Raw genomic sequence first — 23,606 nt, 5'->3', positions numbered from 1 at the left:
AGGCTGCACTGGGATGTATAATCTTTCGGCGCTGTATCATCCGATAACGGCCAATCCGGCCGGGGGCGGCGAGTATCTGCCGGGCAGGCTGCTTCAGCCGTATATCCGCTGCTACTGGGGATCAGGAGCACAGCCCCGGCTGCCGCAGCAGACGGAGACTATCATACCTGATAGCTGCATGGACATCATATGGGAATGGGATGAGCGGACAGGGGAGTCCGGCGGGATTTTTTGCGGGATTAACGACACTCCGTTTGAGGCAGGACAAGCAGCACAGTCTGTTACGACAGAGCGTTTCGCCATCCGGTTTCACTTCTGGTCCGTTCATTTGTTCGCAGACGAGCCGCTGACGGAGGTATTGAATGTGCATGTTCCGGTAGAGTATTATTTCAGAACCTTCCGTAAGGAGCTGGGAGACAGGCTCCAGCATATCCGTACAATGACTGAGCGCATCGCTGCTGCTGAAGCTTTCCTTTTGCGGAGATTGGAACGGGGAAACCGCAGCAGTGACGGGATGATGAACGCGGTCCACAGGCTGCTTACATCACGCGGGATCATGACGGCAGGGGCGCTGGAGAGCAGCTCGGGCTTAAGCAGCCGCCAGCTTGAACGGCTGTTCCGGCAGCATATCGGCCTTCCGCCCAAAAAGGTCGCCGATCTTATCCGTTTCCAGAATGTCTGGCGTGACCTGTACCGTTCCTCCCAGACGAAGGGCGTAATGCAGGATATGGTGTTCACCTACGGGTACAGCCACCAGTCGCATTTGATCAACAATTTCAAGAAGTTCGCAGGCAGAACTCCGCTGGATGCGCTGAGTCATGCCCGGCGCTGATGTCGTTTTTTTGCAATACAAGCCATACAGGCAGAAGTACAATGAGGATAGAACGGCTGACACCAGCCCGATCACAATACAAGCAATGAAGGGAAGGATATCACTATGATTACAGCTTTTGACGGCATCAACCTGTACAGTAAAGACCCCGTAGCTCTGGTAGCATTCTATTCGGAGGTACTGGGTATTCCGGTTCCATTCGAGGGCTATGGAGAAGCTGGCGGGGCCAAAATTGCGATAGACGCCAGCCAGCCCGGCATCATTATATGGAACGCAGACAAGTGGGAGAATCTTACCACCGGCACCGTTAATCTGGTATTCTCCTGCGGCAGTCTGGACGAAACGTATGAGCAGTTGAAGGCGAAAGGACTGGATTGCCAGCCTCCGGCAACCATGGAGTACGGCGGTAAAGAGATGAATTTCCGTGATCCCGACGGCAACGCAATTACCTTGCTGGAAGGCGGATATTAATCGTTCCACACATCATATGATAATAGTAATACTGAGCAGCGTCAGCTCCGGGCAGCAGTTATGTCCTGGACTGGCGCTGTTTGTGTTATACGGCAAGGATGGCCAGGCTAAGAGCAGAATCACTTTTTTTAATATTGACAATGATAATCATTATCAAATAGAATAAGATTAACACAGTATTAAGGTAAGCAAGATGCGGTCTGCTTAAGGGACCGGACTATAGAGAATACATTTCATTTGGACCCTGGGAGGATAAAAGTCATGGCTAAAGTGCTAGTGGCATATGCCAGCTTGACTGGCAATACGGAGGAAATCGCTGAATTGATCGTGGAAGGAATACGCGCGGCAGGCGGAGAGGCCGTACTGAAATCGGTCATGGACTGCAATGCGGATGAGATAAAAGCGTATGAGGCTGTAATGCTGGGTGCGTACACATGGGGAGACGGCGAGTTGCCGGATGAATTCCTGGATTTCTATGAAGAGCTGGATGAGCTGGATCTCAGCGCCTGTAAGGCGGCGGCCTTCGGAAGCGGAGACACCGGGTATGCGATCTACTGCGGAGCAGTGGATCAGATTGAAGAGAAGCTGAAGGAGCGCGGGGCCGAGATTGTGCAGCCCAGCCTGAAGATTGAATACGGCCCGAATGCAGCGGAGAAAGAGGCTTGCCGCACTTACGGGCGCCAGTTCATCGAGATCTGCGCGGCGGTCTCTTAAGGATGGGCGCGGCGGCAGGAGACTTCACAGGAACGAAGCCGGATGCTGAAGCTGGCCGGTACAGACGTCTGAACGATTACCGCATGGAGCACATCATGCTGGGCGGGGCCGAGGTGGCCGGCAGCGGAGCTCCCGCTACCGGACTTCCCCGCTGGAGACAACAGGTTCAATTTGCAGTCGGACATACGCTTAATGACTACTACAGTCTGCGTCCCGAGGTGCGCCGGGAGACGCCTGTCCAGTTTCTGCTGGAGCGCCGCTGGCCGCCGAAGGGCAATGCTTTTCCTTCCCTGATGCATTATTGGGATGTCAAGCAGGCGGTGGCTGATGAGCTGATGCGGATTGTCGCAGGCAGTTACACCGGAGAGATTCCGGTGATGCGGTTCGAACAGTGGCATGTTCCTGTCCGGGAGCTTGAGATTGAGCTGGCGGTGATTTTTCAGCTGGCCTGGAATTCGAAGCTTACGGGACGCAGTCTGAATATCCAGAAATTCATGGTACATGCTGACCCGCAGGTGATTACCGGATTTCTGCATATGGCGAATGTATTCTGCCATAAGGCTTACGGGAAGCCGGCAGAGACGATCGCCATCTACTCGCTGCTGGATGGCCGCAGGCAGCTGTATGACGGAGCAGTCATGCCCCTGCAGGAATCGCTGGATTATGTGCGCCTGCTGTCTGTCTTCCTGGAGCGGGAGGAACAGGCAGCAGGCTGCGTGAAATGCAGCAACCGCCGCAGCGACCGGGATGAAGCCCAGGTGCGGGGCTACGGACTGATGTAGAAGCAGACGATGAGTTAAGAGACTACGTCAAAAAAGCATCTCCCCCAAGGCATTTGACCATGAGGGGATGCTTTTTGATTTTTTAGGAATTGTATGCGAAAAACAGCATACATTGTGTCACACGCAGGCGTATGGGCCGAATGTATACGAAAAACAACATACATTTGCTGGCGCGCGGGCGTATGGCCCAAATTTATGTGAAAAACAACATACATTGTGCTCACACGAAGGCGTATGGCCCAAATGTATGCGAAAAACAGCATACATTGTGCTGGTGCGCAGGCATATGGACCAAATGATGCTTCTTGGAATACTCGTTGCCAGGCTAGCTGTTCAAAGGATAGGTGTAATAATCCTGCTGGCTCTGAACGACAAATCCGCAGCTCTCATAGAGCTTCAGCGCATTTGGGTTATCCAGCGCAACCTCCAGATTCACTCCGTTATAATTCCGCTGCTCCCGCTCAATGGTCTGCTGCAGGGCACTCCGGCCGATGCCGAGACCGCGCAGCTTCTTGTCTACCACAAATCCGTAGATCCAGGTTTCGTTGTCCTCGGACCACAGACGCATTTTCCCGGCGGGCTGGCCGCTGAGCTCAATGATGATATGCTCCTGGGAGCCTTCCTGTTCGTGCTGCACATACATTTCTGCGGCATCCTCTTCGGTCATCTGGAACCCGTCGCAGTCGAAGGCGATGAGTAGAGGCGTCTCCTCCGGACGTGCAGGCCGGAGCATGACATTGCCTGAGGCCGAGCTGGCCTCTGAGGCTCTAACCTTGCTGCCCTTACCATCCCATTTCATCTGAAACTCCGAATGGCTGAAGGCAAGCGGCAAGGTCTTCAGATAGGCATTGCCTGAAGCCGAAGCCGCAGGTGTGTTCAGGAGCAGCGTCTTCACCTTACCCCCGCGGATGATGGTCTCTGCCTGCTTCCAGAGGGTGCTGAAGATCCCCCGGCGGCGGTAGCCCGGCCGGACCATGCCGCATACCTCCAGATCACCGCTGATGCCGTACAGGCCGATGAATCCGGTCAGCACATCCTTTTCATAGGTCACCAGGTATTTCGCACCGCCTGCTTCTCCTGGATGCCGGAGCATGTCCCAGTTTAGCTTCAAGGCAATGCCCTCATATTGTTCGCAGCGCTGCTGCAGCTCTTCAATCTGTTTCAGTGTATCTGTATTCGTCAAACGTTCTTCCTCCTATTTGAGCACATCCTTGTATTCCTCGTGCTTCTCGAATTGATGGGCCGCATACGGGCACACCGGTACAATCTTGACACTCTGCTCACGGGCCAGGTCAACGACCGCCCGCACGAGCTTCTCTCCAGCCCCCTGGCCGCGCAGATCTTCGGAGACAAAGGTATGGTCAATCACCAGATTCCCTGTGCTCTCTTCGGTTCTGTATGTAATCTCGGCCAGGTCTTTTCCGTCACCAGCGATATAGAAACGTCCTTCTCCCTTTACAATCTTGTCCATCTTATAACCTCACTCCATTCCGGTATAGTGCCTTTATTTTACTACCCTGTCCGGCAAAAAGCGAGAAAGCGAAAGAAGGATAAGGGAATAATATGATATGATTAAGGCACTAACGCTGTAATGAAAAGAAGTTGCATCAGGGGGTATAGACATGGATTACAAGGCAGAGGTTCATTTTCACCCGGTATATGAATTAATAAGCAGTATACATACGTACATCTGCAAGAAGGGGAGTAAAAAGATAGATCTCGGCATGTCCTGGGCGGCGGAGGTGTCAGGCCGTTTGAGCCCGGAGCTGCTGGAAGCATTAGAGGAGACGGAGCTGGATAGTGATTGGAAGCTGTTTAATCTGCTGATTCATCTGTGTCCTGACAAAAAGAGTGTGAGCAGTGTGCTGGATTGGCTGGAAGGCCTGCCCGTTGGGGAGATGTACGAGACTCTTGGAGGTTATGTAAGTAATTTCCCCGTACAAATGGAGCTATACCGCAGCCGCATGGTCTTCCTGCTGTCGGAGTGGAACCGGCAATACTTCAGCAGCTGCAATCCGGGGATCATGGACAAGCTGCAGCAGCATGCTGAGGAACGGAGGGAGATGCTCACAGGCAGCCCGGTTGCAGAATTTGTGAACAAGACAACGAACGGATTCTTTTTCTTGCCGGGCGGCGGTCTGCGCAGACTGGTGCTGATTCCGCAGTTCCACTTTCAGCCGATTAATATCCTGTATAACTTCGGTGACCTGACGATCTGTCATTATGCCGCAAGAATCCAGGTGCCGGAAGAAGAGATTTCACCTACCATGCACCGGACGCTCCGCAGTCTGGGCGAGAAGAGCCGGCTCCGAATTCTCAAATCGCTGGGCGGTGAGCGCAAATCGTTCACGGAGATTGCCAGGCAGGCAGGTCTGTCCAAAGGAATTGTTCATGATCACATTACAAGTCTGCGGAGTGCTGGTCTGCTGAATGCTTATATCGAGGGCGAGAACGTCATTGCGTACAGTCTGCGGATGGAGGGCATTCAGCAGATGAATGAGCAGCTGTCAGAGTATCTGAAATAACAGCGGACAGCTTTTATTCTCAGTTTTGCTATAGCGTCAAACCAGAAGTCAAAGTCTTCTCAACTAAGGAGAAGATTTTGGCTTTTTTTGCTGTGATTCACTAATTTAATTCTTCTTCAGGAGAATTATTTTGTAGTTCTCTATTTACAGAACCGACTTTACTTTCTATAATGTGAACTATCGGTCTTTATTCATACTTAGTGGGTAGGAATTATTAGAATTTATAAATTGTGAGAAAAGAGATGATGTTATGAGAAAAAGTACGTTTGTGTTGTCCTCCTTATTCCTGACAGCTTCGCTGTTGCTGTCCGCCTGCTCCGATAACAGTAGCCCGGAAGCAGCATCCACAGGCACTCCTGCCAGCTCTGCTCCGGGTGCTTCAACCAACTCAGCAGCGACTTTGTCCCCAGAGGTGGTGCCTGCCGGTGCGCTTAATGAGCCTTTTACTGCAACCGACCTTGCGAAGCTGCCGGCAGCCGCGCAGAAACGCACCGATACCATCATCGTAGGCCTTACCGATCCCAGCGGTGCCTTCACGCCTTACTTCCAGGAGAGCGGTTATGACGGTAATGTCTCCTCGCTGCTCTATGCATCGCTGGTGACGGTGGATGACAAAGGGGTGCCAACGCCAGAGCTGGCCGAGAGCTGGGAGGTATCGGACGATCAGCTTACATATACGTTCCACCTGCGCAAAGATCTGAAGTTCAGCGACGGCTCGCCGCTCACGGCGGAGGATGTGGCGTTCACCTGGACTCTCCAGTATGACAAAGCCTATGACGGCGGTTCTTCGCTTCCCTCACTGAAGGTGAAGGGCGGGGAGGCTTACAAGGCCGGAACGGCCAAGACGGTGGAAGGCATCCGGATTATTGATCCGCAGACCCTTTCCGTTACGCTGGAGCAGCCCAATGCCACGGCGCTGGTGACTCTGGGCTCCAATGTGCTGTCCAAGGCCTATTATGGCAAGGACTACAAATTCGGCCAGCTCGAATATATCAAGAAGCTGCATGAGAAGCCGCTGGGCGATGGCCCTTATACGCTGGAGAAGTTCATTCCCGGACAAGAGGTCCGGCTGATTGCCAACCCGAATTACTTCAAGGGCAAGCCTAAGACAGAACATTTTATCTACAAAACCACCTCAGGGGATGCCTGGCAGTTCCTTGAGACGGGTGAGGTGGACTATGCCTCTTTTCCTGCAACAGAAGAAAATATCACGAAGCTGAAAGAGCTCGGTTATGTCAATATTCTACCGTATACCCCAAGCACTTATGGCTATATGCAGGTTAACCTGAAGCATGAGCAGCTCAAGGATAAGCGGGTCAGACAGGCGATTGTCTATGGGCTGGACCGGCAGAGCATCTATGTGGACGCAGCCGAAGGCGCGGGGGCAATAGCCAACATTCCTGCTTCGCCAATCTCCTGGTCCTATACTGAGGAAGGCATTAATCCTTACAAATATGATCCTGAGCAGGCGAAGAAGCTGCTGGATGAAGCCGGCTGGACGGTAGGGGCAGGGGGCATCCGCGAGAAGGACGGCAAGCCGCTCAGCATCCATTATCTGGCCAGCAAGAGCAAGAGCTCAGACATCTTCATCGCGGTCGCCAAAGAGAACTTCGCGGCGCTCGGCATTGACTTCCAGCCGGAGATCTTCGCCGACTTCAACTCGCTGGTCTCAAAGACAGAGAGCGGGGACTATGATCTCGTCTCCTTCTCTACCAGCATGCTGACCGATCCGGCAGATGGCTTCATGCAGTTCTTCGATGGTGAGATCACGGACTATGACAACCCGAAGTTTACTGAGCTGTACAACAAAGCGCTGGCTACCACGGATATTGAACAGCGCAAAGCAGTCTATAAAGAGCTGTATCAGCTATTCAACGACGAGCTGCCAGTCATTTTTACCAATTACAAAAAAACGGTATACGCCTATAACGGCCGCATTGAGAATCTCTCGGTCAGCCCGTTCATCGGTCTTGCCGGCAGTCTGCCGAACTGGACTCTGAAATAACGAATGATTCATCTCCTGTCTGCGTCACAAGGCGGGGGCAGGCAGGGGGATGAATCCTAAGGAGCCATACATGAGCACTTATCTGACTAAAAGAATGCTGTATATGCTGATCATCCTTTTTGCCGCCTCACTGCTGATCTTCTGCCTCTATGCCCTTACACCGGGGGACTTCATTACCGGGAACATCAAGCTGACGGCAGAACGCAAAGCGGAGCTGCGGGAGATCTACGGCCTGAACAAACCGGTACTGGAACGCTACTGGACCTGGATGAGCAATGCCTTCCACGGGGATTTCGGATATTCACTTGCCCAGCAGAAGCCGGTGCTTCAGCTGTTTGGTGATTATATCTGGAATTCTTTTTTGCTGGCCGCTGTCTCCACGTTCCTCACCTGGCTTATCGCAGTAATAATCGGTGTCATCTCTGCTTATAAGCAGTATTCCTGGTTCGACACGCTGGTGATGATTGCCATCTTCGCTGCCATGTCCTTGCCGTCCTTCTTCATCGGCCTGTTCCTGATCAAGATTATGGCTGTGGATCTGAAGTGGCTGCCGCCGGGCGGGATGACGACTACGGGCAGCACCGCGGCAGGCTTCGCCTACTTCAAGGAAGTCGTGCAGCATATGACGCTGCCGGTCATTGTGATGACGCTGCTTGGACTGGGTTCATTAACCCGCTACTTCCGCAGCAATATGATTGATGTACTCAAACAGGACTATATCCGGACGGCCCGTGCAAAAGGGTTGAAGGAGCGGAAGGTGCTGTTCTCCCATGCGTTGCGCAATGCGCTTTTGCCGGCAATTACGCTGGTTGGCTTCGAGCTGCCTGCCCTGTTCGGAGGCTCGATTATTATCGAGCAGATCTTCAACTGGCCGGGGATCGGCCAATTGTATATGAAGTCCTTCGGGTTAAGGGATTATCCGCTGCTGATGGGCTTCACCATGTTTCTGGCTATTTTGACCGTCATCGGGACCCTGCTATCGGATATTCTGTACCGGGTGGCCGATCCGCGTGTCCGGTTATAGGAGGGGAGTTCTCATGGCAACTGATATCAGAGTAAAAGAAATAGAGGGAATCCGCCCCGGACTGCGCAAATCGTCCCTAATGCGGCAATCCTTGCGGAGGCTTATGCACAATAAGCTGGCCGTTGCCGGGTTCGCGGTGGTTGTCTTAATGTTTGTGTTATGCTTCATCGGTCCGTTCTTCTCGCCCTATACAGATAACAAAATCAACATGGCATTCATGAATAAACCCCCGAGCCTGAAGCACTGGCTGGGCACGGATGCGCTGGGCCGGGATATTCTGACCCGGGTGATGCAGGCCGGACGCATATCCCTCACCGTAGGTCTTGCTTCCATGCTGCTGTCAGTATTTCTCGGGTCGCTGCTGGGTGCCATTGCCGGTTATTACGGGGGGCTGCTGGATCAGATCATTATGCGGATTGCCGATCTGCTGATGACCATTCCCGGTCTGCCGCTGCTCTTCATCTTCGGCGCATTGCTCTCGGAGTGGAAGATTCCGACGGATTACCGGATGTATATCGTTATGCTGATGTTGAGTATTGTGAACTGGCCGGGGCTGGCAAGAATGGTGCGGGGCCAGATGCTGAGCCTGCGGGAACGCGAATTCATGCAGGCGGCTGTGGTGCTGGGGCTGCGTGACCGCAGGAAGCTGCTGCACCATCTGCTGCCTAATATTGTTCCGCTGCTGATCGTTATGGCTACGCTGAATATCGGCGGTGCCATTCTCAGTGAATCCGTCCTAAGCTTTTTCGGCTTGGGGGTCATGCCTCCTACTCCGACCTGGGGCAATATGATTGACGCGGCGAACAACATTCTTGATTTCCAGAACCGGCCATGGCTGTGGATTCCGCCGGGACTGTCGATTTTTGCCACGGTGATTGCGATTAATATCTTTGGTGACGGCCTCAGAGACGTCCTTGATCCTAAACAGAAGAGGTAGGTGGCCATATCAATGGAGCCTGTAATGAATATAGACGGTCTAAGCACCGAATTCTTCACGGAAGAAGGCACCGTAAGGGCGGTGGATAACGTCAGCTTCAAGATCGGGAGAGGGGAGACGGTCTGCATTGTCGGCGAATCCGGCTGCGGGAAAAGTGTCACGGCCATGTCGGTTATGGGGCTGGTGGAGGAGCCTGGCGGCAGAGTTACCGGGGGCCGTATCGGTTTCCAGGGAGAGGATCTGCTGCGGCTGGACAAAAATTCTCTGCGCAGCATCCGCGGCCATGAGATTGCGATGATCTTTCAGGAGCCGATGTCCTCGCTTAATCCGGTCATGAAGATTGGCGAGCAGATTATGGAGCCGCTGTCTGTACATCTCAAGATGAACAAGAAGCAAGCACGGAGCCGTGCAATTGAACTGATCACCCAGGTCGGGATATCCCGTCCGGAACAGATTATGGGCAGCTACCCCCATGAGCTGAGCGGCGGTATGCTTCAGCGGATTATGATTGCCATTGCGGTCTCCTGCAGCCCCAAGCTGCTGATTGCCGATGAGCCAACCACAGCTCTGGATGTGACGATTCAGGCGCAAATTCTGGACTTGCTGCGCGGCCTTAAGGAAGATTCCGGGATGTCGATCCTGCTGATTACGCATGACTTAGGGGTTGTGGCCGAGATGGCGGATTATGTCATCGTGATGTACTCCGGGCAGATTGTTGAAGAGGGCGGGGTGGTGGAGCTGTTCCAGAACCCGCAGCATCCATATACACGGGGGCTGCTGAAGTCGAAGCCTGTGATGGGCCAGCGCCTGGAGGAGCTCTACTCCATTCCCGGGCAGGTACCAAGCCCGCTTGCGCTTACTCCATCCTGCTACTTCCATGACCGTTGCGGGCATTGTATGCCGGTCTGCCGTACCCGGCAGCCGCTGCTGAAGGAGACCGGGAACGGGCAGAAGGTCTCCTGCTGGCTGTATGAGGAGGCGGAATTATATGTCTGAAGCGCTGCTGGAAGTGAAGCATCTGAAGAAGTATTTTCCGGTGAAGCAAGGCCTGCTTGGCCGCACGGCGGGACATGTGAAGGCTGTAGACGATGTCAGCATCACACTCCGGCCCGGCGAGACCTTCGGCCTTGTCGGGGAATCCGGCAGCGGCAAGAGCACCGTAGGGCGGACCATTCTGCGCTTGACGGACAAAACCGACGGAGAGGTCCGGTTCAAGGGCACTGACATTCACAGCCTGTCTGCTGCGGAGATGCGGCTGATCCGGCCGCAGATGCAGCTTATTTTCCAGGACCCGTACAGTGCCCTTAATCCCCGGATCAGGATCGGCGACGCCATAGGCGAAGCGCTGCTGGACCATGGCCTATGTACGAAGGCTGAGGTCAGAAGCCTGGTGCTGGAGGCGCTGGAGGCCTGCGGGTTATCCGCGTATCATATTGACCGCTTCCCGCATGAATTCTCCGGCGGCCAGCGCCAGCGGATCGGGATTGCCCGGGCGCTGATCCTGAATCCGGACCTGATTGTCGCAGATGAGCCGGTGTCGGCCTTGGATGTGTCGATCCAGGCGCAGATTATTAACTTGTTCAGCAGACTGCAGCAGAGCAAAGGGCTGGCGTATTTATTCATCTCCCATGATCTTAGCGTAGTGGAGCATTTATGCACCTCGATAGGTGTGATGTATCTTGGCTCAATCGTGGAGACGGCAACCAGGGATGAGTTATTCCTGCATCCGCTGCACCCTTATACCAAGGCGCTGTTGTCCGCTGTTCCGGTGCCGGTTCCTCGGCTGAAGCGGGAACGAATCGTGCTGACAGGGGATATTCCAAGCCCGGCGAATCCGCCGTCCGGTTGTAAATTTCATACGCGCTGCCCATTCGCCTTGGAGGTCTGTAAAGCGGAGATTCCGCTGTTGCGTGACGCTGGCGCGGGGCATTTGGTGGCCTGTCATTTAGCGTAATCATTTATAAATATGGATTGGATTTGAATTTTACCCTATTTTGACTTGTTCTTTTCCCGGTGCTATACTGATTCCATAGCGGGCAAATATGGTTAATAAGAGACTGATTAGACATAAGAGCTAATTGGTCTTGTTTTTTAATGCAGCTATGCTGACACTACTTGGCGTACGTCGCCCCCGGCAACTTGCCCGGCTTTCTTAACGAAAAGGGCGTAGCGCTCAAAAAACTATTAGGAGGAAATATCATGAATACCACAGTACGCTTGACTGAAAGATCCGGATCGAATTCATCCCAGCGCAGCAAAGGTTTTGTACCGGTTGTAGTTTACGGTGCAGGTTCAGATACCCAGTCCTTCTCAGCAGATGCCAAAACCCTTAATGATATTCTCGGCAAAAATCCGCGTGCCATCCTGAAGGTGGAATTCCCGGGCTCCGGCTCGAAGAATGCGGTTATTCAGGAAGTGCAGCGCCAGCCGTTATCCCGTACGCTGCTTCATGTAGACTTGCAGCAGATTGACATGAAGGCTGATCTGGATACCAAGGTAGCCTTCCACTTCACAGGTGATCCTATCGGCGTCAAGAGCGGCGGCGTGCAGCAGGTGGAGCTGTATGAGCTGGATATCCGGACCTTGCCGGACAAGCTGGAAGCAAACCTCGAAGTAGATATCAGCGGCCTCGATATCGGTGATCAATTGCTGGTGTCCGATCTGCCTAAGCATGAAGGCTGGGAGATCCTTACCCCTGAAGATACGCTGATCGTGCGGATATCGCCTCCGCTCGTGATGGAGGAGCCGGCTGATGAAGCTGCTGCCGCACCAGCTGAGGAAGCAGCCGAAGCTGAGAAGTCTGAAGAATAAGACTTTTCTGGCTGTAGCCATCGCATCTCTATATGCAGAGAACTCCGCAGACAGCCTGAGATAACGGCTGTATATGGAGAGTCATAATCTTTGATCAACCAGGAGCAGACATATCCTTAGCAGGGAATGGTCTGCTCCTTTTTGCGGAAGCGGGAATCTGGTACATCCTGGTATTACATATGAGAGTAGGAGAGTGCATTCATGAATCCTAATATAATCAAGCTGGTAAGCGGCTCCAATGCGAAGCTGGACGAGGCTTCTACCCAGGCAACTGTGAAGATATCCTGCAGCAGTTCTCCGGCCATTCTGGATATCAGCTGCTTTATGGTGGGCGAGAACGGGAAGGTACCGTCCGATGATTTTTTTATCTTTTATAATCAGCCTGCTGACCCCAAGCACACGGTCGTATTCAATTCTATCGATAAATACAGCGGAGAGTTCGCCATAGATCTGCGTGCGCTTAGCGCCTCGGGCATTGATAAATGCGTCTTCGCGGCTACGCTGGACGGTCCCGGCACCTTCGCCGATGTCAGAGGCTGCAGAATCAGCGCGGCAGGGAAGGATACGGAGCTGGTGTATGAGATTGTGGAAGGCAATGCCGAGACCTCACTCGTGCTGGCCGAGCTGTACCGCCACGGCGGGGGCTTCAAGCTGCGCGCGGTCGGACGGGGCTTCCATGGCGGGCTGAAGCCGCTGGCGGAAGCGCACGGGGTCGAGGTGGAAGACGAAGCGCCGGAGCACGGCAGCGGAGCAGAGACTCTATCGGTGTCAGGCCATACGGAAGCAGCGGCTGCATACAGCGGACCTCCTAAGGAAGCAGTCCAGGAGGAGGCTCCCCGGCCTGCCCTGAATTTGACGAAGATTGATCTCCTGAAGCAGCAGGTCGGAATTTCACTGCGCAAGAAGAATCTTGACCAGGAGAAGGCAAGGGTGGCCGTGGTGTTCGATGCATCTGGCTCTATGGCGCAATTATATGCGAAGGGAGTCGTGCAGCGGGCTTTTGAACGGGTGCTGGCTGTGGCTGCCAAAATGGATGATGACGGAATGCTGGATGTCTGGTTCTTCGCCACTAAGAGTAAGAGAATGCCAAGCGTGAATGAACACGGATATGAGGATTATGTGAAGCGGACCTATCCGGGACCGAAGATGTTCGGGGGACTGGGCATCGGGAACAATGAGCCGGTGGTTATGGCGGATCTGATCAAGAAATATACGAAGGAGGAGCCGGGCGACCTGCCGGTATATGTGGTCTTCTTCAGCGACGGGGGCATCTATGAGACGCCCAAAATATCGAAGCTGCTGATCCAGAGCTCGAAGCATAATATCTTCTGGCAGTTTGTGGGACTGGGCAATGCGGATTATGGCGTACTCCGTGAGCTTGACGATCTGCGGGGCCGTTATGTGGATAATGCCGATTTTTTCGCGCTGGATGATCTGGACGAGGTCAGCGATGAGGACCTGTATGACCGGCTGTTCAACGAGTACCCGAAATGGCTGCGTGAAGCCAGGCAGAAGGGCGTTGTGCGTTCATAGAATGAAGTATAGCGGGCAGATCCGAAGCCGGTAAGGGCTAGGGTCTGCTCTGTTTTTTATGAAGGAGTGGATAGGAGGAGGCGCTGTTGCACGGGAGGGGAGCGATTTAGGCAGCTTGTCAGTTTACAACGTAACAGTGTTATGTTACGATGAGCGCAAGGAGTGGTGATATGGAAGAGGATTTAATCTCCAAAAAGGAGCTGCTCGATGAGACAGGAATCTCTTACGGGCAGTTGTACCGCTGGAAGCGGAAGCAGCTGATTCCTGAGGAATGGTTCATCCGCAAATCTACCTTTACGGGACAAGAGACCTTTTTTCCGCGGGCGCGGATTTTGGGGCGGGTGCAGCATATTTTACAGAAAAAGGATGATCTCTCCCTGGATGAATTGGCGGATCAGCTGTCAGAGCCGGCATCCTCGTACAGAATCAGCTTAACTGTATCCCAGCTAAAGGAACGTAACATTGTTTCGGTGGGTAGTCTAGAGCGGTTCGGGAGACCGGAGGCCGAGGGCTTGCAGCTGAGCTTCGAGCAGATTCTTAATGTATTTGCGGCAGACTGGCTGCTCAGTAAGGGGGAGCTCAGCTGGGAGGAAGCAGACCGGCTCTATCAGACGCTGGAGAGTCATGCGCCGGGGTACGGGGAGAAGGGGTGGGAGCTGTTTTTTGTGCGGAAGATGGGGGTTAGCTTCTTCATTATGGCGCTGCCGGGAGCGGGGCTGGCCTTCGAAGAGGGGGTACGGCTGGTGAGCAGGCTTCGCTCTGCCGATCTGGCGGAACTACTGAATGGACGTTTGACTGAAGACGGCTTATAGAGTAAGGAACAGTAAACGACAGGAGGCTGGACCATGGAGAAGAATGAACTGCCGGATCTGGTGATGGATGGGGTCAACACAGCTGCCGGAGGCAGATATAACAAAGTTAATATCAACGGTGTCAGTAAGATGAACGGAGCGCTCCACGCACATACCTATAGCTGTGACGGCGTGATGAAGCAGAAGGGTGACCTCACGGCCGATGAGCTGGAGATGAACGGAACCCTCAATCTGAAGGGCAATCTGCAGGTTGGTGAGATGAAGCTGAATGGGGTAGTGAACGGAGAAGGCAGTTTGCGGGGAGAGCGCTGTGTAATGGACGGCATGCTGAAGCTGAAGGGCGATTGTGAGCTGGAGGAGCTGACCGGTGAAGGGGTATTCACGGTGGGGGGCCTGCTGAGTGCGGGCCGGATGGAGTTCGGGCTACAGGGTCAGTCTGAGGCAGGGGAGATTGGCGTGGAGAGCCTGGTGATCCGCAAAAAAGGTAACGCGGCCTGGGGCAGACTGCTCGGCGGAATGATCCCCAAGCTTAAAATCGGGCTGCGGGCCAAGCTCATCGAGGGAGATACGCTAGATCTGGAATACACGAGTGCAGATGTAGTGAGGGGCGGTACGGTCATTATCGGACAGGGCTGCTCGATTGGCCGGGTGGAGTATAGAACGGGACTGACTGTACATCCCGGTGTCCAGGTGGGAAAGGAGGAGAAGACCGGTGAATGAAGCGGTAGAACGCCATGATCTGAAGATACTCGGAACGTCGAGCTCTGTCGGCGGAGTTTTTAAGGATGTGAAGGTGACGGGAGAATGTACCTTTAGCGGGGATGTGGACTGCCATAAGCTTGCGCAGACCGGAGAGGTAGCGGTTGAAGGAAATCTTCGGGTACAGGATATCAAAATCACCGGGGAGTGCAAGGTGAAGGGCCGGGTAGACGCAGCCAGCCTGCGCGGACAAGGAGAGCTTACGGCAGGCGGCGGGCTGCGGATTGAGGATATCAAGCTGACCGGCGGGATCATAGTTACGGGCGATTGTGAAGCAGAGCAGGTGCAGATTACCGGAGTCCTGGAGGTCAGCGGACTATTAAATGCGGAGAGGCTCGACCTGACGTTATTCGGCCCCTGTAGGGCGGATACGGTCGGCGGCGGCAGCATCTCCATCAAGCGCAGCCGTTCCGGCGCGTTGCTAAGACCCGGGAAGAAGATGAGCTTCGCGGCCCGGCTGATCGAAGGAGATCGGATCGAGCTTCAGCATACGCAGGCGCAGACCGTCCGGGGCGGAAGCGTTGTGATCGGGCCCGGCTGCGAGATTGAGACGGTGGAGTACCGGGAGTTGCTGGAGGTGCACAAGAGCTCAACGGTAAGGAATGCGGTGAAAATGTAGCGTTAATCCTGCCGGGCGGCCTTGAACCGCAGCACGGTTCGCAGCTTCTCCGGGCGGGCACGCCGGGCATCCGAGATATAGATTTCGCGGTGCAGGTGAGACTCCCGCAGCAGGCCCTGAGCAGAGCAGAATTGCTCCATTCTGGCGAAGCTGTGCGGTTCATCATCATAGGGGCCGATATGCAGCATTTGTACACTCAGGCCGTCTTCGATGCGGGCGAAGACGGCCTTGTCCAGCAGCGGGTGCGGCTTGCTGCGCTTGACCTGCTCCAGCACTTCTGCAGCAAGCAGAGGGATCAGGAAATCCGGCTGCCGGATCATTATGGTGTATACCAGCTCGTTCTTATCAAGAGCGGCTAAGCGGCGTCCGGCTTCGCTGAGATCCCATACTCCTTCCAGCGGGAAGACGGTGTAGTCGTAGTAGCCTTCGGGTGCGGGACCTTTTTTCGGCAGCATTTTGACTGTGTAGGATAAGGAATACAGCACAGCGACTGCTTCTGCGAATGCGCTGCCGTTGGGATTACCTTCACCCTGCAGGGTGAAATACGGGAAGGCGGGTACCTGAATCAGCCCCGGTTCGGCAGGGGGGAGGTATAGGGCTTTGTCTTGTTTTCTCCATTCGACCTTCATATGGGTCACCTCAGTTCATAGGATTGTGCTGCATTCAGCATAGCATGCGAACCGGACAGGTGTATGTCAGGTTGGAGGCTGGAGGGGCAGTAGTACATAGAAAGTATTTATTCGAGGAGGGTTTATGTTGAGCGGAGCGATGGAATGCGTGGTTGCTGCCAAGGCGGCACTCGGAGAAGGTCCCCATTGGGATCACAGGAAGGGCAGATTGTATTGGATGGATGTTGACAGCAATGAATTACATCTCTATGACCCCGGCAAGGGGACGGATGATATTCATTCCTTTGAGCGAAAGGTAAGTGCAGCTGTACCGGCGGAGCGCGGCGGCTGGATTCTGACGATGGAGGACGGGATCTACAGATATATGGAGCATCAGCCTGTGGAGCTGCTGGCAGCGGTGGAGACCGGAATTCCCGGTAACCGGCTGAATGATGCCAAATGCGACAGCCGTGGACGGTTGTGGTTCGGCTCGATGAACAGAAGGTTTGCGGGAAGAGACGGCAGCCTGTATGTAATGGAGTCCGCCGGAGAGGTCCGGCAGGTATTGACTGGGATCGGCATCTCCAACGGCTTGGCCTGGAACGACAGCTTGGGGGTCATGTATTATATTGACACGTTGACCAAGGGGATCGATGTAATGGATTATTCGCTGGCAGACGGCTCGGTAAGCGGGCGACGGACAGTCATCCGGTTGGCGGAAGGCGAAGGCTGGCCGGATGGAATGACGATCGACAGTGAAGGCATGCTCTGGGTTGCCCATTGGCGCGGGGGCTGTATCTCACGGTGGAATCCCCATACAGGCGAGCAGCTGGAGAAAATTGAGGTTCCGTCGCATTATGTAACCTCCTGTACCTTCGGCGGCGGGAATCTGGACGAGCTGTACATCACTACGGCACGCGGATACATGAGTGCAGAAGAGCAGGAACGCTGGCCGCAGGCAGGCGGATTGTTCCGGTTCAAGCCGGGAGTAAGGGGCCGGGAGGCTAATTGGGCGGCTTTTTAGAGGGGCAGAAGGAGGGAGGCAGCTAGGTCTAGTACAGCATCAGATTTAAAAGAGTGAAGTCAGAGCCCCCTCTGCTGGAGGACTCGGTGTAACGGACGGATGAACTCCTATTCTGGAAGGAAGCCACCTTTAGCAAGTAAAGATCTCCATGGAGTAAAGAGGCAGGCATTCAGTTGGTAGCGAACCATATCTGAGATAAATGTATTCTATACAACTAAAAACAGTGAAACGGGTGAACTTCCTCTTCTAGTTGTAGTCTGTACAACTAAATTTGACCGGATGGGCGAAAATCCAGGAATAGAGGCATTTTAATTGCAGGAAATACAACTAAACGGAGATTGAGCGGCACATCCGGCGATTTAGTTGTACAAATTGCAATTAAGACTCCCCCTTGCAGACTAATCGGGGCGAGGTAAACCCTCAGCAAGCGATGGGTTAAAGTAATTCTCATACGTTTAAATCTGATGCTCTACTAGTACCTAATAGCAGAAGCGGAGTTGTTTATAAGGCGGATATTCTGCCTGTGAGCAGCTCTTTTTATGTTGTATAGAATCATGAAATCTGGGGACAACAGCGGCCGGAGGTCAGAGGTTCACCACAGCGACGACCAAGCATCGAGTTCAAGCCTGAAGTGCATGCCTTTTTATTTTCAGAATAAACAAAATATGGTATTGTATCTATATATTGAAACGCTTTCACGAAGAGCGGTGAGAAAGACGGAACCCGGTATCCATCATTATTCCTATCAAAAGCAAGGAGGACTTCAATGATTAAGGCTGTTGTCGTAGACGATGAGCGTCTGGTGCGTAAGGGTTTCATCTCACTGCTGGATTGGCCGTCCTTCGGGGTGGTGATTACCGGAGAGGCCAGAGACGGGCATGCGGCACTGGAGCTGCTGCGCGAGCAGGAGACGGATCTGCTGTTCGTGGATCTGTCGCTGCCGGGGATGACCGGGTTCGAGCTGATCCGGGAGGTGAGGCTGCGGTATCCCGCGGTACGCTGCGTGGTGCTGACCTGCCATTATGAATTCGATGATGTGCAGGAGGCGCTGCGGCTGGGAGCGGTGGATTACATTGTCAAAACGCTGCTGGAGCCGGAGAATGCCGATGAAATTATCCGCAGACTGGTGGAGCGGATCAGGTGGGAGGACGGAAACAAGAGCACCTCTTCAAAGGCAGAGCAAAAAGTAATCGCTGAGGACAAAGCACTGCTATATGTGCCGCTTGCGCCGGAACTGAAGGAAGAGCAGCTGTATGCGCTGTCTCTGGTGAGAAGTTCCACGCTGCATGCTGTGCCGGGGATGTGGCTGTCTCCGCTGCCGTATCCTGTGGATGCAGCGCGGATCGGAGGAGAGCTGGGAGCGGTGCTTGGGACAAGCTGGACAGCGGCGCTGCTGGAGGGGGTGCGCGGTCAGCCGCTGAAGAGAATCGCTGCGGTGCTGGAACAGTCAGCCCGGCAGGCGCTGTTTTATGCGGCGGGCGGCCAGGCGCTCCCGAGGCTGCACTATGGTGAACTGCAGGCGCTGGCCGCGCGGCAACGGCCGGAGACGGGCGTCCCTTCCGCGCTGGTACAGGCGCAGAATCTACGCTGGACGCTGGAGCGGAGAGAATGGGATCTGTTCCTCAGCGGGGTTGCGATGCAGCAGCCGGACCCTGCGGCAGTGGCGGACTTTGGCCTGGAGCTGCTGCGGGGCTGGAGCCGGCTGCTGCTTACGGCGGAGGAAGCGCAGGAGCTCGCGCTGGCGGCAGAGTGCAACCGGCACTGGCGGCACTGGCAAGTCTGGCTGCATCAGTTCACGGGGTATGTCCAGCGCCGGATGATTGAGCTGGGTCTGAGTCAAGAGGTGATGCTCTGCCTGATCAGCGCTGTGCGTTATATGAAGAGCCATGCCGGCGATAAAATCAATCAGGGCGATGTTGCCGCTGCTATCCATATGAGCCGCGGCTATTTCAGCCGGTGCTTCGCCCGCTTTGCCGGTGAGACTTTCGGGGAGTGCCTGCGGCGCATGCGCCTGGAGCTGGCGAAAGCACTGCTGCTGGAGACCCCTGTCCCAGTGTGTGAAATTGCCTGCCGGTCCGGCTTCGGGGATGACCGTTATTTCAGCAAGCTGTTCCGGGAGCATGTCGGCAAGCTGCCGAGTGAATTCCGCGCAGAAGGCCAGCTTCAAGGCGCCTTATTCGCGGCTGAACACGGGGGACAGCAGTGACTGCTGGATTGTCTCCACTTAATGAATACGCTCAGCCCTGCCCGTTCAGCCGGTCTGAGTTACGGGTGACCTTATGGAGCAGATCTATCAGCGTATCCAGCTCACTCTCGGTGAGGTCCATGGACAGCTCGCGGTTGAAGTCATCCAGCAGCGCCTGGAAGGCGGGGGCGAAATCGAGCGCCTTGGGAGTTGGATACAACAGGAAGGAGCGCCGGTCGGTCGGATCTGTCCGGCGCTCAATATATCCCGAGGCCTCCAAAAGCTTGACGGAGCGTGTAGTTGTCGCTTTATCGCATTTAATCCGGCTGGTCATCTGATCCTGGGTGATCCCCGGATGACTCAGCACCAGCTTTAAGAAGCTATGCTGGCCTCCGCTGCCGATGCCGTAGGGAAGCAGCTCCTTGGCCAGTATTTTTTGGTTCTGACGGTGAAGATGGGAGATCAGCTTCCCGATGGGTTCTCTATTTAAAGTCACAATGGACACCTCGCTGAGGATTATAACGGCAGCCTGCCTAAGGCATACCGCCCTGTCTCAGATCTTACCGTAATTTTGTTGCGCACGCAACTAATTTGCAGTACACTGTGAAGGATTAGTTTGTTGCGTGTGCAACTAGATTACATTTGAACCAAGAGGGTGTTAGTGGATGAGCAGCTTAGAGGCGACCTATCAGGAGGATGCCGGGATACAGAAGAAGCGCTGGCTGATTCTGATCGTACTTAATTTGTTTACTTTTATGTCTACACTGGACGGAAGTATTGTGAATATTGCGCTGCCGGTGCTGGTGAAGGAGTTGGCACTGCCGGTGGCCCAGGTAGAATGGGTGACAACCGGGTATTTGATGGCGATCTGTTCAGTGATTCTGTTCTTCGGGAAGCTGGGTGACATTGCCGGCAAAATCAGGATGTTCAAGCTGGGCATGGTCGTCTTCACCATCGGCTCTCTGCTCTGCGGATTAAGCCACACCCTGCCGCTGCTCATTGCTTCCCGTGTAGTGCAGGCGGTCGGTGCTTCGATGACCATGGCGAACAGCCAGGGCATTGTTACGGATATTTTCCCGTCTACGGAACGCGGCAAGGCTCTCGGCTTGATTGGAACCTTCGTGTCCCTCGGCAGTATAGCGGGGCCCAGCTTAGGCGGAATTATCGTATCGTCGATGGGCTGGGAGTATATTTTCTGGGTGAATGTGCCGATTGGCATTCTGGCGATTGCACTGGGCTGGAAGGTACTGCCGAAGGATCTGGTACGCGTGAAGTCAGGGATTGATGTTCCCGGCAGCCTGCTGTTTGCTGTCTTCATTGTTTCTCTGTTCGCCGGACTTCTGCTCGGCCAGCAGCTTGGATACGGGGATACCCGGATCATTGCCGCTCTCTCCGCTGCGGTGATTACCTTCATCGTCTTCCTGATTGTGGAGCAGCGCAGCGCCCAGCCGCTGCTTCAGCTTACCCTGTTTAGGAATCCCTTGTTCTCACTGAGCATATTCTGTGCTTTTCTGGTGTTCGTCTCGAACTTCTGCTTCAATATCATCGCGCCGTTTTATGCGCAGAATATGCTGAACATGTCCCCTTTTGATGCAGGCTTCCTGCTGATGCTCTACCCGATCTGCATGGTGATAGTCGCTCCGTTAAGCGGGGCATTGTCGGACAAAATCGGTTCGGAGCTGCTCACCTTCGCAGGTCTGATCGTGATGGTGGTTGCCCAGTTCGGGCTGGCCCGGCTGCACGAAGGCAGTCCGGTTATGCTGGTCGGCGTCTGGATCGCCATGCTCGGCATCGGCAGCGGGATGTTCGGCTCTCCGAACAACTCGCTGATTATGTCAACGGTGCCGCGAACACAGCTAGGCTCGGCAGGCAGCGTGAACTCGCTGGTCCGTAATGTGGGGATGGTCGTCGGAATTACCTTAGCCACCTCTATCCTGTTCAATGTAATGAGCAGCAAGGCCGGCTACCGGGTAACCGGGCTGGTAGAAGGACGTCCGGAGCTGTTTCTCTCGGGGATGCATGCAGTCTTCCTGACTTCTTCCGGGATCTGCCTGTTATCGGCGCTCCTGACCGGTTGGCGGCTGTTCTCCTCGCGCAGGGCCAAGAGCCTGAGCGCATAACAGGAATAAACGGGCAGGGCTGCGGAATTTCGCTGTCCTGCTTTTTTTGTGTCACAACAACCGGCTCTATCTTGTCTACAGTTATGAAGAGCAATACAACCATAAAGGAGGCGACCTAATTTGAGTCTAAGAATGAATTATCGTGAGGTTAACGGCCCGGCATTCCGGGCAATGATGGCGCTGGAGCAGCATGCAGGAAGCCGCAGCAAGGATAAGGTGTTGTATGAGCTGGTTAAAATAAGGGTCTCCCAGATCAACGGCTGTGCGTTCTGTCTGGATATGCACGGCAAGGATCTGATGAAGCTGGGCAACTATGCTGATCATATTCTGCTGCTGAGTGTGTGGCGCGAAGCGCCGTTATTCAGTGCGAAGGAACGTGTGCTGCTGGAATTCGCCGAGCAGGTCACGCTGATCAGCGAAGCTGGTGTTCCGCTGGAGCTGTACCATAAGATGCTTACGCACTTTAGCGAAGAGGAACTGGTAGACTGGATTATGGCGATCAATACAATCAACAGCTGGAACCGGATTGCCATTACAACCGGGATGTTCCCGGGCTGCTTCGGCTAACTTCGGTTAATGAAGCAGCCGGAATCGTAAGGAAGGGGGGGGCATGAAGTGGACAGGGGTAAAATAACGGCTCAGGTCAAGACACCTGCAGCGGAGAATCCCGGTATGGAGGAGCTGTATCAGAGCTATAAAGGCTATGCCTTCTCCATTGCCTACCGGATGCTTGGCGTGATTGCCGATGCAGAGGATGCGGTGCAGGATATGTTCGCCGAGCTGCAGCACCGGGACCGGAGCGGCATTCAGAATATCAAAGCCTATGTGGCCAAAGGCGTGACCAACCGCTGCCTCAATATGCTGAACTCGGCACGCAGCCGCAGAGAGACTTATATCGGGGAGTGGCTGCCTGAGCCGGTAAGCGAGGGATATGACGGCCCGGAAGCGGCGGCAGAACGCAAGGATAATCTGTCGTATGCTTTTCTGGTGCTGCTGGAGCGTCTGTCTCCCACAGAACGTGCGGTATTCGTACTGCGGGAGGCCTTCGAATACGACTATGAAGCCATTGCCGGAATGGTAGGCAAGTCGGGCAGCAACTGCCGGCAGATCTTCAGCCGGGCCAAGCGTATCCTGCAGACAGAGCCGGCTTCCCGGTTACCCTCGCTCAGATATGGAGCAGTCACCGAGAATCTGCTGGTGCGCTTCACTGCCGCGTTCACCTCCTATGACGTGGGCGGCATGCTGGAGCTGCTGGGCGAGCATCCGGTACTGGTTGCCGACGGCGGAGGCCGCGAGGTGCATACCATTCTCCGGCCGATGACCGGCCGCCGGGGAGTTACTGCACTGCTGACCTCGAAGCGGGTTATGCACTATTTGCGGGAGTGGAAGCCTTCCTGCGGGCTGCTGAACGGCGAGCCGGGTCTGATCTTCACCGATCAGGGAGTCGTGAAGTGCGTGCTCTGCCTGAGTACGGATTCCAGCGGGGAACGGATTCAGAGCCTGTATCTTCTGATGGACCCTGCGAAGCTGTCCCATGTTATCGTACCGCCAGGGCTGCCGCAGCGCTGATGCCCGGCAACAACCAATAAGACACGTTACTCTCCCTGAGCGGGAAGGCAACGTGTCTTATTGGTTGTTAAAGAAAATAATAAAACTCACCCATTTCCTCGATGAAGTCTTTTGCTCCAAGTGAAATTTAGGGATAGTTGTAGAACGTACACTTAAAAACAGCAAAAATTCACACATGCCACGTCTAAGTGTAGTCTGTACAACTAACTTTGCCTGAAAGGGTGAGTAGTAAGAAAAAACGGCCTTATACATGTACGATATACAACTAAACGCAGA

At 54.3% G+C, this 23,606-nt stretch carries 24 protein-coding genes; 20 read left to right on the top strand and 4 right to left on the bottom strand.

From position 1 onward, the window contains the following. Positions 1 to 13 precede the first annotated feature (13 nt). The 4 genes from J2Z70_RS04490 to J2Z70_RS04475 all read left to right on the top strand — a co-directional run bounded on the left by J2Z70_RS04490 (position 14) and on the right by J2Z70_RS04475 (position 2,799). The gene (locus J2Z70_RS04490; RefSeq protein ID WP_209869858.1) at positions 14 to 832 is read left to right on the top strand and encodes a helix-turn-helix domain-containing protein; all 819 of its coding nucleotides are present in this window, start codon (positions 14 to 16) and stop codon (positions 830 to 832) included. Between the two features lie 105 nt (positions 833 to 937). Next, on the top strand, positions 938 to 1,303 hold the full coding sequence (locus J2Z70_RS04485; RefSeq protein ID WP_036732967.1) for a VOC family protein: 366 nt from the start codon (positions 938 to 940) through the stop codon (positions 1,301 to 1,303). Between the two features lie 261 nt (positions 1,304 to 1,564). After that, a complete protein-coding gene (locus J2Z70_RS04480; protein WP_036732971.1) occupies positions 1,565 to 2,017 on the top strand; it encodes a flavodoxin in 453 nt (150 codons plus the stop codon). After that, complete coding sequence (locus tag J2Z70_RS04475; RefSeq protein WP_209869855.1) at positions 1,966 to 2,799, top strand: hypothetical protein; 834 nt, start codon at positions 1,966 to 1,968, stop codon at positions 2,797 to 2,799. Before J2Z70_RS04480 ends, J2Z70_RS04475 begins: the two co-directional genes overlap by 52 nt. A 325-nt stretch (positions 2,800 to 3,124) precedes the next feature. On the opposite strand, the gene J2Z70_RS04470 is transcribed toward J2Z70_RS04475, so the two are convergent. Together J2Z70_RS04470 and J2Z70_RS04465 are read right to left on the bottom strand one after the other, a co-directional pair. After that, positions 3,125 to 3,982, bottom strand: coding sequence for a GNAT family N-acetyltransferase (locus J2Z70_RS04470; protein WP_209869852.1), 858 nt, complete (start codon positions 3,980 to 3,982; stop codon positions 3,125 to 3,127). Between the two features lie 12 nt (positions 3,983 to 3,994). Beyond that, positions 3,995 to 4,270 (bottom strand): GNAT family N-acetyltransferase, encoded by a 276-nt coding sequence (locus J2Z70_RS04465; protein WP_209869849.1) that lies wholly within the window; start codon positions 4,268 to 4,270, stop codon positions 3,995 to 3,997. A 151-nt stretch (positions 4,271 to 4,421) separates the two neighbouring features. Here J2Z70_RS04465 and J2Z70_RS04460 point away from each other — a divergent pair, with 151 nt between their 5' ends. The 11 genes from J2Z70_RS04460 (at position 4,422) to J2Z70_RS04410 (ending at position 15,824) form a co-directional block, all read left to right on the top strand. Further along, positions 4,422 to 5,324, top strand: coding sequence for an ArsR/SmtB family transcription factor (locus J2Z70_RS04460; protein WP_209869847.1), 903 nt, complete (start codon positions 4,422 to 4,424; stop codon positions 5,322 to 5,324). Positions 5,325 to 5,574: 250 nt separating this feature from the next. Further along, entirely contained in the window at positions 5,575 to 7,329 is a 1,755-nt protein-coding gene (locus J2Z70_RS04455; RefSeq protein ID WP_209869844.1) for an ABC transporter substrate-binding protein, read from the top strand. Between the two features lie 70 nt (positions 7,330 to 7,399). Next, complete coding sequence (locus J2Z70_RS04450; RefSeq protein ID WP_209869841.1) at positions 7,400 to 8,353, top strand: ABC transporter permease; 954 nt, start codon at positions 7,400 to 7,402, stop codon at positions 8,351 to 8,353. A 13-nt stretch (positions 8,354 to 8,366) separates the two neighbouring features. After that, on the top strand, positions 8,367 to 9,290 hold the full coding sequence (opp4C, locus tag J2Z70_RS04445) for an oligopeptide ABC transporter permease (RefSeq protein ID WP_209869838.1): 924 nt from the start codon (positions 8,367 to 8,369) through the stop codon (positions 9,288 to 9,290). Positions 9,291 to 9,302: 12 nt separating this feature from the next. Continuing rightward, the gene (locus J2Z70_RS04440; RefSeq protein ID WP_209869834.1) at positions 9,303 to 10,286 is read left to right on the top strand and encodes an ABC transporter ATP-binding protein; all 984 of its coding nucleotides are present in this window, start codon (positions 9,303 to 9,305) and stop codon (positions 10,284 to 10,286) included. Further along, positions 10,279 to 11,244: an ABC transporter ATP-binding protein gene (locus J2Z70_RS04435; RefSeq protein WP_209869831.1), complete on the top strand. Its 966-nt coding sequence runs from the start codon at positions 10,279 to 10,281 to the stop codon at positions 11,242 to 11,244. The genes J2Z70_RS04440 and J2Z70_RS04435 overlap by 8 nt, the downstream gene beginning before the upstream one ends. A 245-nt stretch (positions 11,245 to 11,489) precedes the next feature. Next, positions 11,490 to 12,101 (top strand): 50S ribosomal protein L25, encoded by a 612-nt coding sequence (locus J2Z70_RS04430; protein WP_036732979.1) that lies wholly within the window; start codon positions 11,490 to 11,492, stop codon positions 12,099 to 12,101. 201 nt (positions 12,102 to 12,302) lie between these two features. After that, positions 12,303 to 13,634 carry a vWA domain-containing protein gene (locus J2Z70_RS04425; protein WP_209869828.1) on the top strand — a complete coding sequence of 444 codons (1,332 nt, stop codon included), beginning with the start codon at positions 12,303 to 12,305 and terminating at the stop codon, positions 13,632 to 13,634. Positions 13,635 to 13,804: 170 nt separating this feature from the next. After that, complete coding sequence (locus J2Z70_RS04420) at positions 13,805 to 14,446, top strand: DUF4004 family protein (RefSeq protein WP_209869825.1); 642 nt, start codon at positions 13,805 to 13,807, stop codon at positions 14,444 to 14,446. Positions 14,447 to 14,479: 33 nt separating this feature from the next. Further along, positions 14,480 to 15,166: a hypothetical protein gene (locus J2Z70_RS04415; RefSeq protein ID WP_209869822.1), complete on the top strand. Its 687-nt coding sequence runs from the start codon at positions 14,480 to 14,482 to the stop codon at positions 15,164 to 15,166. After that, entirely contained in the window at positions 15,159 to 15,824 is a 666-nt protein-coding gene (locus J2Z70_RS04410; RefSeq protein WP_036732991.1) for a hypothetical protein, read from the top strand. Before J2Z70_RS04415 ends, J2Z70_RS04410 begins: the two co-directional genes overlap by 8 nt. A gap of 2 nt (positions 15,825 to 15,826) precedes the next feature. Here J2Z70_RS04410 and J2Z70_RS04405 read toward each other — a convergent pair whose 3' ends face one another. Further along, a complete protein-coding gene (locus J2Z70_RS04405) occupies positions 15,827 to 16,453 on the bottom strand; it encodes a GyrI-like domain-containing protein (RefSeq protein ID WP_209869820.1) in 627 nt (208 codons plus the stop codon). 127 nt (positions 16,454 to 16,580) lie between these two features. Here J2Z70_RS04405 and J2Z70_RS04400 point away from each other — a divergent pair, with 127 nt between their 5' ends. After that, positions 16,581 to 17,456, top strand: coding sequence for an SMP-30/gluconolactonase/LRE family protein (locus J2Z70_RS04400; protein ID WP_425355096.1), 876 nt, complete (start codon positions 16,581 to 16,583; stop codon positions 17,454 to 17,456). A 766-nt stretch (positions 17,457 to 18,222) separates the two neighbouring features. Beyond that, entirely contained in the window at positions 18,223 to 19,662 is a 1,440-nt protein-coding gene (locus J2Z70_RS04395; RefSeq protein ID WP_209869814.1) for a response regulator transcription factor, read from the top strand. Between the two features lie 31 nt (positions 19,663 to 19,693). Here the strand turns inward: J2Z70_RS04395 and J2Z70_RS04390 are convergent, their stop codons facing one another. Then, the gene (locus J2Z70_RS04390) at positions 19,694 to 20,137 is read right to left on the bottom strand and encodes a MarR family winged helix-turn-helix transcriptional regulator (RefSeq protein ID WP_036732999.1); all 444 of its coding nucleotides are present in this window, start codon (positions 20,135 to 20,137) and stop codon (positions 19,694 to 19,696) included. 169 nt (positions 20,138 to 20,306) lie between these two features. On the opposite strand from J2Z70_RS04390, the gene J2Z70_RS04385 reads away from it, so the two are divergent. The 3 genes from J2Z70_RS04385 (at position 20,307) to J2Z70_RS04375 (ending at position 23,330) form a co-directional block, all read left to right on the top strand. After that, entirely contained in the window at positions 20,307 to 21,761 is a 1,455-nt protein-coding gene (locus tag J2Z70_RS04385) for an MFS transporter (RefSeq protein ID WP_209869811.1), read from the top strand. 120 nt (positions 21,762 to 21,881) lie between these two features. Then, positions 21,882 to 22,328: a carboxymuconolactone decarboxylase family protein gene (locus J2Z70_RS04380; RefSeq protein ID WP_036733003.1), complete on the top strand. Its 447-nt coding sequence runs from the start codon at positions 21,882 to 21,884 to the stop codon at positions 22,326 to 22,328. A gap of 105 nt (positions 22,329 to 22,433) precedes the next feature. Further along, on the top strand, positions 22,434 to 23,330 hold the full coding sequence (locus J2Z70_RS04375; protein ID WP_209870215.1) for a sigma-70 family RNA polymerase sigma factor: 897 nt from the start codon (positions 22,434 to 22,436) through the stop codon (positions 23,328 to 23,330). Positions 23,331 to 23,606: the final 276 nt, after the last annotated feature.

Source organism: Paenibacillus silagei (assembly GCF_017874735.1).
GTDB lineage: Bacteria > Bacillota > Bacilli > Paenibacillales > Paenibacillaceae > Paenibacillus_AQ > Paenibacillus_AQ silagei.
Note: the sequence above shows the minus strand (reverse complement) of the source record. Positions and strands in the feature narration are given on the sequence as shown.